Genomic DNA, 12,820 nt, shown 5'->3' on the forward strand with positions numbered 1-12,820 from the left:
CTCCGGGCGTTTCCCGGGTGCGGGGAACGCGTGCGGTCCTTGGTTAGTCTCATGACCATGGCCACACGTGCGTCCGGGGGAGCGAAGGCGTCGTCCCGTACCCGGTCCGGCGCCGGTGGTGCCCGCAAGCCCGCGAGCCCGGCCCCCCGCAAGCGCCCCAGCGGCGCCAAGGGGGGCGGGGGCCGCGGCGGCAAGGGGCGTCCCCCGCAGAAGCCGGATCCGATCCCGCAGCTGTTCGTCGGCTTCTTCAAGCTGATCTTCAAGCTCTACCACCTGGCCGCGGTCGCGGTCGGGTCGATCTTCCGCGCGTACGGGCGGGGCGCCCGCGGGCTGGACGCCGAGCACCAGCGCGACGGGCTCGGCCTGGCGCTGCTCGGCGCCGCGATCGTGCTCGCGTCCGTCACCTGGTTCCGGCCGGACGGCGTGGTGCCGGTCGCGCTGGAGCAGGTCGTCCGGGGCGGGCTCGGCGTGGTGGCCATGGCGCTGCCGGTGCTGCTGGCGGTGCTGGCGTGGCGGACGCTGCGCCATCCCGAGCACAACGAGGACACCGGCCGCATCGTCATCGGGCTGACCGCGCTGAGCGTCGGCGTGATGGGCGTGATCCACGTCGCCGCCGGCGGGCCCGCGCCCGCGAAGGACATGGCGGGCGTGCGGGAGGCCGGCGGCGTGGTCGGCTGGCTGTCGTCGGCGCCGCTGGAGTCCGCGCTGAGCGGCTGGGTGGCGGTGCCGCTGCTGCTCCTGCTGTCGGCGTTCGGGCTGCTGGTGGTGACCGCGACGCCGATCGCCCGGGTGCCCGAGCGGCTCGCGGACCTGTGGGCCGTCGCCACCCTCCAGGGCCGTCCCGCGCGGCCCGCCGAGAAGGGCGAGAAGGACGAGGAGACGGAGCCCGCCGCCAAGCCCAAGCGGAAGCGCAAGCCGAAGAAGGACGCCGAGGACGTCCCGCCGGACGACGAGCTGGAGGTCGGGGAGCACTCCCGGCCGTACGACACGCCCGTCCTGGAGGAGCAGCCCGCCAAGAAGGGCAAGGGCTCCCGCGAGCTGGCCGACGATCTCTTCGAGGCGGACCCGTTCGGGGACGTGCCACCGCCGCCGCCGGAGCCCGATCCCGGGCCCGAGGACGAGGCCGAGACGGTCGTCGACCCGCCGGAGCGGCGGGCGCCCGACCCGACGCCGGCGCCGCGCCGCGTGGAGCAGCTGCCGCTGTCGTCGTCCGGGGAGATCTACGAGCTGCCCGAGCCCGCGCTGCTGCGGCCCGGGAGCGTGGCCAAGCCGCGGACCAAGGCCAACGACACCGTCGTGAAGGCGCTCACCGGGGTGCTGGAGCAGTTCGACATCGACGCGCAGGTCACCGGGTTCACCCGGGGGCCGACGATCACCCGGTACGAGATCGAGCTGGGTCCGGCGGTCAAGGTCGAGAAGGTCACCGCGCTCACCAAGAACATTGCGTACGCGGTCAAGAGCGCCGATGTACGGATCATCTCCCCGATCCCCGGCAAGTCGGCGATCGGGGTGGAGATCCCGAACGTCGACAAGGACATCGTCAGCCTCGGCGACGTGCTGCGCTCGCCGGCCGCGACCAACGAGCACCACCCGATGATCGTGGGGCTGGGCAAGGACGTCGAGGGCCGCACGGTCGTGGCCAACCTGGCCAAGATGCCCCACATCCTGATCGCGGGTGCCACGGGCGCCGGTAAGTCGACCTGCATCAACGGCCTGATCACTTCGGTGCTGGTACGGGCGACGCCGGATGAGGTGCGGATGATCCTGGTCGACCCCAAACGGGTCGAGTTGACGATGTACCAGGGCATTCCCCATCTGATCACGCCGATCATCACCAATCCCAAGAAGGCCGCCGAGGCCCTGGAATGGGTGGTCGGGGAGATGGACCGCCGCTATGACGACCTGGCGGCGTCCGGTTTCCGGCATATCGATGATTTCAACAAGGCGGTGCGGGCCGGGAAGCTGACGGCGCCGCCGGGCAGCGAGCGGGTGTACCAGCCGTACCCGTACCTGCTGGTCATCGTGGACGAGCTGGCCGACCTGATGATGGTGGCGCCGCGCGACGTGGAGGACTCGGTCGTGCGGATCACCCAGCTGGCCCGCGCGGCCGGCATCCACCTGGTGCTGGCCACCCAGCGGCCCAGCGTGGACGTGGTGACCGGGCTGATCAAGGCGAACGTGCCGTCCCGGCTGGCGTTCGCGACCTCGTCGCTGTCCGACAGCCGGGTCATCCTCGACCAGCCGGGCGCGGAGAAGCTCGTCGGGCAGGGCGACGCGCTGTTCCTGCCGATGGGCGCCAGCAAGCCGATGCGGATCCAGAACGCCTACGTGGCGGAGAAGGAGATCCACGGCATCGTCGACCACTGCAAGGCGCAGATGGAGGCGAGGTACCGCGAGGACGTCACCGATGTCGCCGGTCCCAAGAAGGAGATCGACGAGGAGATCGGCGATGACATGGACCTGCTGGTGCAGGCGATCGAGCTGGTCGTCAGCACGCAGTTCGGCTCCACCTCGATGCTGCAGCGCAAGCTGCGGGTCGGGTTCGCCAAGGCCGGGCGGCTGATGGACCTGATGGAGAGCCGCGACATCGTGGGGCCGAGCGAGGGGTCCAAGGCGCGCGACGTGCTCGCCAAGCCCGACGACCTGCCGGGGGTGCTGGCGGCGCTGCGCGGCGGCCCGGAGGCCGGGGACTAACGGTCGGGGACTGGCCGTATCAGGTTAATTGTCCGTTCCGATTTCGGCCGCACAGTCGCAACGATCTTGTGGCGATTCGCGATGATCTCGGCGGGCCGCCCGACCAGGCATGGCGGAATGATGCGAAATCTTGCCCGGTTTCGAACGTGTTGCCGCTCGCCGAGTGGGCATTGCGGTTCCTAGACTGGAGTCGCTGGAGTGTGGGGTTTCGGTCATGGTCCGCTCTAAGGAGGCCTGGCGTGAGCATCGGTGAGACCTTGGCGAGAGAGCGCGAGCAGGCCGGTCTCACCCTGACCCAGGTGAGTCTCCAGACCCGGATCCGCGAATCGGTGATCCGGGCCATGGAGCACGACGACTTCAGCACCTGCGGCGGCAACTTCTACGCCCGCGGCCACATCCGCAGCGTCTCCCGCGTGATCGGCATCGATCCGGAGCCGCTCGTCCGCGAGTACGACGACGCGCACGGCGGCGCGCCCATGCCGCTGTCGGCCGCCGCCGCGTTCGAGCCGGAGCGGGCCGTGGCGTTCCGCGAGCGCCGTTCCCCCAACTGGAGCGCCGCGATGGCGCTCGCGCTGGCCCTCGTGGTGGTGTACGGGATCTTCCAGGTGGTGACCACCGCCGGCGGCGGCGAGCGGCGTACCGCCCGCCAGGTCGCCGGGACGCCCGCACCCGCCAGGACCACGCCGTCCAAGGCCCCGCCGAAGGCCAACGACCCGGTGGCCGCCGCGCCGCGCAAGAAGGTCGTCCTCCAGGTCAAGGCCCGCCGTACGACCTGGGTCAACATCCGGGGCGACAAGGGCGAGCAGCTGTTCAGCGGCATGATCCGGGCCGGCGACAGCCGGAAGTGGACCGAGAAGAAGAAGATCAGCATCCTGATCGGCAACGGCGGCGGGCTGCGCGTCGCGGTGAACGGCGAGGACATCGGCACGCCCGGCCAGGGCGGCGGGGTGACCCGGATGACCTTCACCCCGGACGATCCGAAGACCGCCTGATCGGGCGGCCGCTGGTCGGCTTAGGGGCCGGGGGCCATTACCTTAGGGTCATGTCCACTCGCCGTACGGTCTCCCTCGTCACGCTCGGCTGCGCCCGCAACGAGGTCGACTCCGAAGAGCTCGCCGCCCGGATGGAAGAGGCGGGCTGGGGCCTCACCGACTCCGCCGACGACGCCGACGTGGTCGTGGTGAACACCTGCGGGTTCATCGACGCGGCCAAGAAGGACTCCATCGACACGCTGCTGGCCGCGCACGACTCCGGCGCCAAGGTCGTGGCGGCCGGCTGCCTGGCCGAGCGGTACGGCGCGGAGCTGGCGGCCGAGCTGCCGGAGGCCGACGCGGTCCTCAGCTTCGACGACTACGCCGGGATCGGGCGGCGCCTCGACGACGTGATGGCGGGCCGCCGGACCGAGGCCCACAAGCCGCGCGACCGCCGCACCCTCCTCCCGATCAGCCCGGTCGAGCGCTCGGCGTCCCAGGTGGCCGTACCGGGGCACGGAGACCTGCCCGATGGGGTGGCACCCGCCTCCGGTCCGCGAGTGCTCAGGCGGCGGCTGGGCGGCGGGCCGGTGGCGCCGCTGAAGCTGGCGTCCGGCTGCGACCGGCGCTGCACGTTCTGCGCGATCCCGGCGTTCCGCGGCGCGTACGTGTCGCGCCGCCCGGACGAGGTGCTGGAGGAGGCGCGCTGGCTGGCCGGCCACGACGTGCGCGAGCTGGTGCTGGTGAGCGAGAACTCCACCTCGTACGGCAAGGACCTCGGCGACCTGCGCGCCCTGGAGAGGCTCCTGCCGGAGCTGGCGGCGGTCGAGGGGATCGAGCGGGTGCGGGCGAGCTACCTGCAGCCGGCCGAGCTGCGTCCCGGGCTGATCGAGGTGCTGTGCTCGACGCCGGGCGTGGCGCCGTACTTCGACCTGTCGTTCCAGCACGCCAGCGGGCCGGTGCTGCGCTCGATGCGGCGGTTCGGCGACCGGGAGCGCTTCCTGGAGCTGCTGGACCGCGTCCGCGACCTGGCGCCCGAGGCGGGCGTGCGGTCCAACTTCATCGTCGGCTTCCCCGGCGAGTCGGAGGACGATCTGGAGGAGCTGATGGCGTTCCTCTCGGCCGCCCGGCTGGACGCGATCGGCGTCTTCGGCTACTCCGACGAGGACGGCACCGAGGCCGCGAACCTGCCCGGCAAGCTGGACCCCGACGAGGTCGCCGCCCGCGTCGAGGAGGTCACCGCGCTGGCCGAGGAGCTGACCGCGCAGCGCGCCGAGGACCGGATCGGCACCGAGATCCACGTCCTGCTGGAGGAGAAGGCCGACGGCGGCGTCGAGGGCCGGGCCGCGCACCAGGCGCCTGAAGTGGACGGGACGGTCCTGGTCCGCGGCGACGGGCTGCCGCTGGGCGAGATCGTCGCCGCCCGGGTCACCGGGAGCGACGGCGTGGATCTGGTGGCGGAAGCGTCATGATGACCGGCGCGCCCGAGCCGGTCGCCGGGGCGCCCGCCCCCCAGGCGGGGCTCTGGAACATCGCCAACGTGCTCACGCTGAGCCGGATCGCGCTGGTCCCGCTCTTCCTCTGGATGCTGTTCCAGGAGGGCACCGCGTGGCGGCTGGGCGCGTTCGCCGTGTTCGCGGTCGCGTCGATCACCGACAAGATCGACGGTGACATCGCTCGCAAGCGCAACCTGGTCACCGACTTCGGCAAGATCGCCGACCCGATCGCCGACAAGGCGCTGACCGGCGCCGCGCTGATCAGCCTGTCCGTGCTGGGCGAGCTGTGGTGGTGGGTGACGATCGTGATCCTGGTCCGCGAGATCGGGATCACGCTGATGCGCTTCGTGGTGATCCGGTACGGGGTGATCCCGGCCGGCAAGGGCGGCAAGCTCAAGACGATGCTGCAGGTCCTCGCGATCGGCTTCTTCATCATGCCGGGCCCGCTGGACCCGGTCCGGTACGCCCTGATGGCGGCCGCGCTGGTGGTCACGGTGGTGACCGGGGCCGACTACGTCCTGCAGGCGTGGCGGCAGCGGCACGAGCGGCGGCGCGGGCGCTGACCGGGAGCGCCCCGGCGGCCGGTCGCCCGCGGCCGCCGGGGTTCTCAAGCCTCCCGCGACCGGCGGCCGAGGCGGCATGACCGCCCGGTCGCGGAGGGGGGAGAAGGCTCGGCGGCCCCGTCAGCCGTAGGCCCCGCCCCAGATCGCGTTGCTGCCCGCCGGGCAGTTCAGCCAGAACTCGCGGGCGCCCGAGTACGTGCCCCAGATGTAGCGGTAGCCGTTGGTGCAGTCGACGTACGGCCGGTAGGCGCTGCCCTCGCACTTCTCGTGGAAGGTGCGGCCCGAGCGCCAGCCGTCCCAGCAGCGGAACCACTTGGCCGAGACCTCGCCCGACTTGGCGCCCTTGGACGCCGCGACGCCGCCGCTGCGGTCGGTGGTCTTCTTGACGGCGACCACCGCCGCGCTGGTGCGCGTGCCGGACTTCGTCACCAGGGTGGCCTCGCCGTCGGCGGGGCCCTGCGCGGCCGCGGCGGGCGCCAGCCCGAGGCCGACACCGGCCGCGATCCCGGCGATGCCCAGCGTGGTACGGAGTTTCATCCTTTTTCACCCTTTCCCGGAGTGCGCGGCCGGCGAGGATCCCGCTCTCGCCGGTGCGCATTCGCCTGTCTTGCCGGACGGTTCAAGACTGCGTCCGGGGAAGGGGGCCGGGCAATTATTCTTTTGGATGAACTACTTATAAGTGGATTCTGATGATATGTCCCTACCAGCTGTTTCGTTGTCCGCGGGCACAGCGCACGGCTCAGGGGACGCCGGCCACGCCCGGCCGGCGTTCCCGGAGTCCGAGCAGGTAGAGCTGGGCCGCGAGCCCGGCCTGGAGCCGCGACTCGACCTCCAGTTCCTTGAGGATCTTGGCGATGTGGGCCTTGACGGTGTGCTCGCTCACCACGAGCGCGAGCGCGATGCTGCGGTTCGACATGCCCCGGCCCAGCAGGAGGAAGACCTCCAGTTGGCGAGATGTGAGCCGGTTCACGAGATCGAGCGAACGGGTCCAGTCTTCTGTGGTTGATTCTTCAGGCACTTGGCGGTAACCCTCGGCTTTGGCGGGGAGCGAAAACGAATGCCGCGTTAATGCTAAGACCGGCCCGTTATCGTTTCGCTATGTCCCGGGGCGGCCTGATGCGGACAATCGCCGCGGCGGCCCGCCGACCTCCCGGCGCCGGCCCGTGAACCGCTCCGCCGCCGCGGCCCAATACGTGGTGAGGCGAGACGACGAGGGACGGGGCGGCCATGGAGATCATCCGGAGCGGGGACCGCACGCCACGCGGCCCGGCCGGGCACCCGGCGGCGAGCGGCACGGCGGACGGCACTGCGGGCGGCACGGTGAGCGGTATGACGGGCGGCACGGCGGGCACTGCGGGCGGCATGGCGGGCGGCACGGCGGGCACTGCGGGCGGCATGGCGGGCGGTACGGCGGGCAGCGCCGCCGGCGCGGCGGCCGTACCGGCCGGGGAGCCGGACGACGCCGACCTGATCGAACGCTCCCTCCGGGCACCGGAGACGTTCGCGGCGCTGTTCGACCGCTACGCCGCCCGGGTGCACCGCTACCTTGCCCGGCGGGTCGGCCCGGACGAGGCCGACGACCTGGTCTCCGACACGTTCCTGGCGGCCTTCGAGCAGCGCCGCCGGTTCGACCCGGAGCGCGCGCCCGGAGCCCTGCCCTGGCTGCTCGGCATCGCGACCAACCAGGTCCGCGGCCACCGCCGGGCCGAGGCGCGGCGCTGGCGGACCCTGGCCAGGGCGCGCCCGGACGGCGCCGAGGCGTCCCCCGCCGAGCGGGTGGCCGACCGGGTCGACGCCGGCGCCGCCGCCCGCGCCCTGACCGGCGCGCTGGAGGAGATGCGGCCCGGCGACCGGGACGCCCTCCTCCTGCTGGCCTGGGGCGACCTGACGTACCCGGAGATCGCCTCCGCACTGGAGATCCCCGTCGGCACGGTGCGCTCGCGCATCCACCGCGCCCGGGGACGGCTCCGCCGACACGTGGACGGCACCCACATCGCAGAACGGAGTGACCACGGTGAATGAGATCGAACTGCTCTCCCGCCTGGGCAGCGAGGTGCCGCCCCTGCCGGACGGGGCACGCCAGGAGGCCCGCGCGGCGCTCATGCGGGCGGCCCGTACCGAACGGCCCGCGGCCCCCGCGCGGGTGCCCGCGCCCCCGGCCCGCCGCCGCGGGCGGCTGCGCCTGGGCCTGGCCGCGGCGGTGACCGCCGCGGCCGCGGTCACGGCGGCGGTGGCCCTGCCCGCGGTCCTGGACACCCCCGCGTACGCCGTCGAGAAGAAGCCCGACGGCTCCACCGAGATCACGATCAGGGAGTTCCTGGAGCCGGAGAAGCTGCAGGCGAGCCTGCGCGAGGCGGGCGTGCCCGCGGTGGTCGACTACGTCCCCGCCGGGCAGAGGTGCACCGCCCCGCGCGGCGGCGCCGTACCGCCCGGCCGGGCGCCGACGCTCGGCCAGGCCGCCACCAAGGAGGGCACCGTCCTGAACGTCGGCGCCGGCCGCCTGGCGCCCGACCGCTTCCTCGTCATCGAGGCGACCTTCGACCGGGCCGACCCGGCCCGCGCGGGCAGCGTGGCGGCGCAGGTCGTCACCGGCCCCGTCCGGGCCTGCGACCCGGTCCCCGCCGGGCCCGCCGGGGGCCCGGACCGGGTCCGGATCCCCGATCAGGGTGGAACCCCCGCCGACCCGGCGGGCCGGAGCGGGTCCGGGACCCCGTGATCGAGACCCGCCGTCCACCGATCGCCTGAGGTCCCGGCCCAGGGGCGGCCCCGCGCACCGCACGCGCGGGGTCGCCCCATGCCCCACACCCACCCGCCCGCCGAGACGTCGACTCGTGGCCTGTAGGCCTTCGGCACGCGAGCGCAGAGGGCCCAGCCACGAGCCGACGCGGCGGTTGCGGGCGTCGTGGGATGCGGGGGCGGGCGCGGGTGGGGCGCGAGGGGAGTGGGGGCGGCGGGGTGTCGGAGGGCTGGCGTAGATTCGGACGGGTCGGCGGGGTGGGCCGCCGGGTGGGGAGGACGCGGGTGCGGGTCGAGCTGGTCACCATCGGGGACGAGCTGCTGCTCGGCGACACGGTCAACGGCAACGCGGCGTGGATGGGGCAGCGGCTCGCCGAGCACGGCCTCGAGGTCACCCGCAGCGTGGTCGTGGGGGACGAGCTCGACGTGATCATCGCCGCGGTCGAGGAGGCGCTGGAACGGGCCGACGCGGTCATCACCACCGGCGGGCTCGGGCCGACGTACGACGATCTCACCCGGGACGCGCTGGCCAAGGCGGCCGGCGTGGCGCTCGTCCGCGACCCGGAGCTGGAACGGCGGCTGCGCGAGCGGGTGGCGGCGGCCGGGCACGAGCTGAAGCCCATGGCGCTGCGGATGGCCGACGTGCCCGCGGGCGCGGGAGTGCTGGTCAACTCGGCCGGGAGCGCGGCCGGGCTGCGGGTCGAGCTGGCGGGCGGCGTGGTGTACGCGCTGCCGGGCGTGCCGTTCGAGATGCGGACGATGATCGACGAGTCGGTGCTGCCGGAGCTGGCGGGCGGGTCCAAGGTGGCCCGCCGCACCCTCCGCACGGCGGCGCTCTGGGAGTCGGAGCTGGCGTCGGACCTGGCGCCGGTGGAGGCCATGGACGGGGTGCGGCTGGCCTACCTGCCCGATCCGGCCGAGGTGAAGATCCGGATCACCGCGACCGGGCCCGGCGCGGGCGCCCGGCTGGACGAGGCCGAGGCGGCGGTGCGGGAGCTGCTGGGCGACGCGGTGTACGGGTCCGGTGCCGAGACGCTCGACCGGGTCGTCCACCGGCTGCTGGCGGAACGTTCCGCGACGGTGGCGACCGCGGAGTCGCTGACCGGCGGCCTGATCGGGGCCGAGCTGACCCGGATGCCCGGATCGTCGGCCACGTACGCGGGGGGAATGGTGGCCTACGCGACCGCGTTGAAAGAGGTGCTGCTCGGTGTGCCGGGCGAGCTCCTCGCCGCACACGGCGCGGTGCATCCGGACGTCGCGGGGGCGATGGCGTCCGGGGTGCGGGACAGGCTCGGAGCGACGTACGGGCTCGCCGTGACCGGTGTGGCGGGCCCCGAAGCGCAGGACGGGCACCCCGTCGGCACGATTTTCGTCGCGGTGGCCGGCCCGGGGACGGAACCACGAGTGATACGTCCGTCACTTCCCGTGCCCGGTGCGGGAGCGGAGATTCGCGGTGTGATGCGGCGGATGACCGTCGTGCACGCCCTTGAGCAGCTACGACGTGTGATCCAGGGCCTTGACGTGGGCCCCGGAGGCCGGGAGGCTCGAAGAGATGGGGAGAAGCCGGGCTGATTACAGCGTTACGTTTCCAGCGAACACGAAATCCACGGTCTGCCACGCTCGCGTCCGAGCCGGGTACGGTGGAACCCAAGATGGTCCGAACTGAGGGAGGGAGCGAGACGATGGTCCTGCTTCGCCAGCTGCTCGGTGATGTACTGCGGCAGCTGCGGCTGCGCCAGGGACGCACCCTCCGTGAGGTATCCGCGGCGGCACGGGTCTCCCTCGGCTATCTCTCCGAGGTCGAGCGGGGACAGAAGGAAGCGTCATCGGAACTGCTGTCCTCGATCTGCAAGGCCCTGGGAGTGCCGCTCTCGCACGTGCTGCGGGAAGTGGCGGACCAGCTGGCCCTCGCCGAGCTGCAGCACGAGCCGGTCATGGCGGGCGCGCCCGAGCACGAGCGCATCCCGGCCGAGCGGATCTCGACCGAGAGCATCCCGGCCACGCCGGAGGGCATCGCCGACGAGTTCCGCGCCGACATGGTGGCGGCCTGAGCCCGCGTTCATTCCCCGCCGCGGTGTGGGGTTGTTCATGAGTGAACGCGGTATGACCGGGGACCCTTCCGTGTTGTAACGGACAAGACGCAACGACGCGGAAGGAGCCCTCATCATGGTGGCGGTCAAGAGCCCGCTCGCTGAGGCGGACCGTAAGGTCGCGGGCGAGGCGCTGCAGGGCGCCCTCGTCGACCTGATCGACCTGGCGTTGATCGGCAAGCAGGCCCACTGGAACCTCACCGGCCGGCATTTCAAGGTCGTGCACGAGCATCTGGACGAGCTGGTCGACCTGGCCCGGCAGTACCAGGACGAGGTCGCCGAGCGCGCCGTGGCGATCGGCGTGAACCCCGACGGCCGCGCCCGCACCGTCGCGGACCGCACCGAGATCCCGCAGCTGGAGGCCGGCTACCTCGCGGACGACAAGGTCGTCGCCGCGATCACCGACGCGCTGGCGCAGGTCATCGGGCGGTTCCGGGAGCGGATCACGGCGACCGACGAGCCCGACCCGGTCACCCAGGACCTGCTCATCGAGACGACGGCGGCCCTGGAGAAGCAGCACTGGATGTTCCAGGCGCAGGTCTGAGGACGTCCCGCGCATCAAGGCCCCGGTCCATCGGACCGGGGCCTCGCCCTTTCTCCGGGCGGAACCCGGCGGCCCGCTCCCGCGTCAGATCCGGATGATCTTCCCTGCCCCGGTCCGGGTCGCGGCGGCCGGAGCCGCCCTGCTCGCGCTGAACGCCTGCGGCACCGGCGCGTCCGGCGGCGCGCGCCCGTGCACGATGATCGCCGCCAGGCACGGCATCGGCCTCGACATCAGGCCCCCGGACGCCGCGAAGGTCGAGACCGCGACCATGCGGATCTGCTGGAACGGCGCCTGCCGGAACGAGAGGCTCACGCTCCGGGGAACGAGCAGGCCGGTCCCCATGGGCTGCGACGGCGAGGGCCCCGATGCCGCCTGCGGGGCGTCCAGTTCCCCGGACGGCGGCAAGCACGGCTTCGCCGAGGTCGGCGACCTGCCGCGGGCGCCGGTCCAGGTCACGGTGGTGCTCAGGGGCGCGGGCGGCAAGCGGCTCGTGGACGAGAAGATCGATGTCACGCCCCGCGTCACGTACCCGAACGGCAGGCACTGCGGCGCCGGATCACCGCAGGCCGGCCTCGTCGTGTCCGCCGGAAAGGTCGCTGTCCGCCCCTGAATGGCCTTCCTCCGGAGGCGTCCGGCGTCCGCGCGGTTCCGCTCCCGCGGCGGCTCGGTTAGTGCCGGGCAGGTTCTCCTCGATGGTCTTCGAGAACTCGGTCGCGGGCGGGCTGAGCGCGTCGAAGGCGCGGGCGGCCCAGCCGGCGGCGAGCGGGGGGAGGCCGCGGACCGGGATCAGGCGGACGATGCCGCCGGGGCCGCGGTTCCAGCCGGGCAGGGCGGGCAGGACCGCGTGGCCGAGGCCCAGTTCGGCCAGCAGGAGGGCGGTGTCCCAGTCCGCGACGCCGGCCGCGGACTCCAGCCGGACGCCGTGCCGCTCGAGGGCGCGTTCCAGGCTGAGCCGGGACGTGGAGTGCGCGGGCAGTTCGATGTGCCGGATCCCGGCCAGCTCGGCCACCGTGACCGACTCCCGGTGCGCCAGCGGGTCGTCCACCCGGACGGCCAGGATCCACGGCAGCTCCACGCAGGGGCGCTGCTCGACGCCGTCGCAGGGCGTGCCGGCGGTGACCCAGGCCAGGTCGGCCTCGTGCGCCTGGACGGCCTCCAGGCAGCGGCGGCTGGACCCGGCGGTGACGAACTGCAGCGCGACCTCGGGGTGCCGGTCCCGGAAGACGGCGACGCCCTCGGCCATGAAGTGCCGTACGGTCGTGGCGCCGGTCGCGATCCGGACCGTGCCGCCGGCGCCGCGGCGCAGGTCGTCGAGCTGCCGCAGCGCGGTGCCGAGGCCGCCAAGCCCCTCGGCTGCGGCGCGGTAGAGGATGCGGCCCGCGGGGGTGGGGGAGACGCCGCGCGGGCGCCGCTCCAGCAGCGGGACGCCGGTCTCCTTCTCCAGCCGCTTGACGTGCTGGCTCACGGCCGGCTGGCTGCGGCCGAGGTCGCGGGCCACGGCGCTCAGGCTCTCGGCCTCGCATACCGCGACGAACACGCGGAGGTCGTCCAGGGTCACGTACCCAAGGTAGTGCTAGGGGCTGACCAAGGGAATCCGAGAATTGACTTGGGTGCCGGCCAAGGCGCACGATCTTCGTACGGGCGCAGGATCCGGCGACCCGGACACCGGCGGCGACCCGCCCGGGGCAGGCGCGCGCCCCCGGACGGGCGCCGACCGCACGCGGGC

Annotated in this window: 13 protein-coding genes; 10 read left to right on the forward strand and 3 right to left on the reverse strand. The window is 73.2% G+C overall.

Annotation, left to right across the window (positions count from 1 at the left end; genetic code table 11):
- The first annotated feature begins 57 nt into the window (after positions 1-57).
- The 4 genes from AB0881_RS02890 (at position 58) to pgsA (ending at position 5,724) form a co-directional block, all read left to right on the forward strand.
- A complete protein-coding gene (locus AB0881_RS02890) occupies positions 58-2,694 on the forward strand; it encodes a DNA translocase FtsK 4TM domain-containing protein (protein WP_366613747.1) in 2,637 nt (878 codons plus the stop codon).
- A gap of 239 nt (positions 2,695-2,933) precedes the next feature.
- On the forward strand, positions 2,934-3,686 hold the full coding sequence (locus AB0881_RS02895; protein ID WP_366613748.1) for a helix-turn-helix domain-containing protein: 753 nt from the start codon (positions 2,934-2,936) through the stop codon (positions 3,684-3,686).
- A gap of 50 nt (positions 3,687-3,736) precedes the next feature.
- On the forward strand, positions 3,737-5,137 hold the full coding sequence (gene rimO, locus AB0881_RS02900; protein ID WP_366613749.1) for a 30S ribosomal protein S12 methylthiotransferase RimO: 1,401 nt from the start codon (positions 3,737-3,739) through the stop codon (positions 5,135-5,137).
- On the forward strand, positions 5,134-5,724 hold the full coding sequence (gene pgsA / locus AB0881_RS02905; protein ID WP_366613750.1) for a CDP-diacylglycerol--glycerol-3-phosphate 3-phosphatidyltransferase: 591 nt from the start codon (positions 5,134-5,136) through the stop codon (positions 5,722-5,724). The genes rimO and pgsA overlap by 4 nt, the downstream gene beginning before the upstream one ends.
- Positions 5,725-5,844: 120 nt before the next feature.
- Here pgsA and AB0881_RS02910 read toward each other — a convergent pair whose 3' ends face one another.
- Together AB0881_RS02910 and AB0881_RS02915 are read right to left on the reverse strand one after the other, a co-directional pair.
- Positions 5,845-6,261 carry a hypothetical protein gene (locus AB0881_RS02910; RefSeq protein ID WP_366613751.1) on the reverse strand — a complete coding sequence of 139 codons (417 nt, stop codon included), beginning with the start codon at positions 6,259-6,261 and terminating at the stop codon, positions 5,845-5,847.
- A gap of 202 nt (positions 6,262-6,463) precedes the next feature.
- Positions 6,464-6,742: a helix-turn-helix transcriptional regulator gene (locus AB0881_RS02915; protein WP_366613752.1), complete on the reverse strand. Its 279-nt coding sequence runs from the start codon at positions 6,740-6,742 to the stop codon at positions 6,464-6,466.
- A gap of 209 nt (positions 6,743-6,951) precedes the next feature.
- On the opposite strand from AB0881_RS02915, the gene AB0881_RS02920 reads away from it, so the two are divergent.
- From AB0881_RS02920 to AB0881_RS02945, 6 genes are all read left to right on the forward strand, one after another.
- A complete protein-coding gene (locus tag AB0881_RS02920) occupies positions 6,952-7,746 on the forward strand; it encodes an RNA polymerase sigma factor (protein ID WP_366613753.1) in 795 nt (264 codons plus the stop codon).
- Positions 7,739-8,440 carry a hypothetical protein gene (locus AB0881_RS02925; RefSeq protein WP_366613754.1) on the forward strand — a complete coding sequence of 234 codons (702 nt, stop codon included), beginning with the start codon at positions 7,739-7,741 and terminating at the stop codon, positions 8,438-8,440. The genes AB0881_RS02920 and AB0881_RS02925 overlap by 8 nt, the downstream gene beginning before the upstream one ends.
- 305 nt (positions 8,441-8,745) lie before the next feature.
- Positions 8,746-10,032, forward strand: a complete 1,287-nt coding sequence (locus tag AB0881_RS02930) for a CinA family nicotinamide mononucleotide deamidase-related protein (RefSeq protein WP_366613755.1) — start codon at positions 8,746-8,748, stop codon at positions 10,030-10,032.
- A gap of 110 nt (positions 10,033-10,142) precedes the next feature.
- Complete coding sequence (locus AB0881_RS02935) at positions 10,143-10,511, forward strand: helix-turn-helix transcriptional regulator (RefSeq protein WP_366613756.1); 369 nt, start codon at positions 10,143-10,145, stop codon at positions 10,509-10,511.
- Positions 10,512-10,626: 115 nt separating this feature from the next.
- Entirely contained in the window at positions 10,627-11,094 is a 468-nt protein-coding gene (locus AB0881_RS02940; protein ID WP_366613757.1) for a DNA starvation/stationary phase protection protein, read from the forward strand.
- Between the two features lie 94 nt (positions 11,095-11,188).
- Positions 11,189-11,704 (forward strand): hypothetical protein, encoded by a 516-nt coding sequence (locus AB0881_RS02945; RefSeq protein WP_366613758.1) that lies wholly within the window; start codon positions 11,189-11,191, stop codon positions 11,702-11,704.
- On the opposite strand, the gene AB0881_RS02950 is transcribed toward AB0881_RS02945, so the two are convergent.
- The gene (locus tag AB0881_RS02950; protein WP_366613759.1) at positions 11,651-12,652 is read right to left on the reverse strand and encodes a LysR family transcriptional regulator; all 1,002 of its coding nucleotides are present in this window, start codon (positions 12,650-12,652) and stop codon (positions 11,651-11,653) included. The two genes, AB0881_RS02945 and AB0881_RS02950, sit on opposite strands and share 54 nt — an antisense overlap.
- Positions 12,653-12,820 lie beyond the last annotated feature (168 nt).

The organism is Spirillospora sp. NPDC029432 (assembly GCF_040703975.1).
Taxonomy (GTDB): domain Bacteria; phylum Actinomycetota; class Actinomycetes; order Streptosporangiales; family Streptosporangiaceae; genus Spirillospora.

Excerpts from the sequence above, each read along its gene's own strand:
- AB0881_RS02890 (WP_366613747.1), top strand. The coding sequence starts at position 58 with ATGGCCACACGTGCGTCCGGGGGAGCGAAGGCGTCGTCCCGTACCCGG.
- rimO (WP_366613749.1), top strand. The coding sequence starts at position 3,737 with ATGTCCACTCGCCGTACGGTCTCCCTCGTCACGCTCGGCTGCGCCCGC.
- pgsA (WP_366613750.1), top strand. The coding sequence starts at position 5,134 with ATGATGACCGGCGCGCCCGAGCCGGTCGCCGGGGCGCCCGCCCCCCAG.
- AB0881_RS02910 (WP_366613751.1), bottom strand. The coding sequence starts at position 6,261 with ATGAAACTCCGTACCACGCTGGGCATCGCCGGGATCGCGGCCGGTGTC.
- AB0881_RS02920 (WP_366613753.1), top strand. The coding sequence starts at position 6,952 with ATGGAGATCATCCGGAGCGGGGACCGCACGCCACGCGGCCCGGCCGGG.
- AB0881_RS02935 (WP_366613756.1), top strand. The coding sequence starts at position 10,143 with ATGGTCCTGCTTCGCCAGCTGCTCGGTGATGTACTGCGGCAGCTGCGG.
- AB0881_RS02940 (WP_366613757.1), top strand. The coding sequence starts at position 10,627 with ATGGTGGCGGTCAAGAGCCCGCTCGCTGAGGCGGACCGTAAGGTCGCG.
- AB0881_RS02945 (WP_366613758.1), top strand. The coding sequence starts at position 11,189 with ATGATCTTCCCTGCCCCGGTCCGGGTCGCGGCGGCCGGAGCCGCCCTG.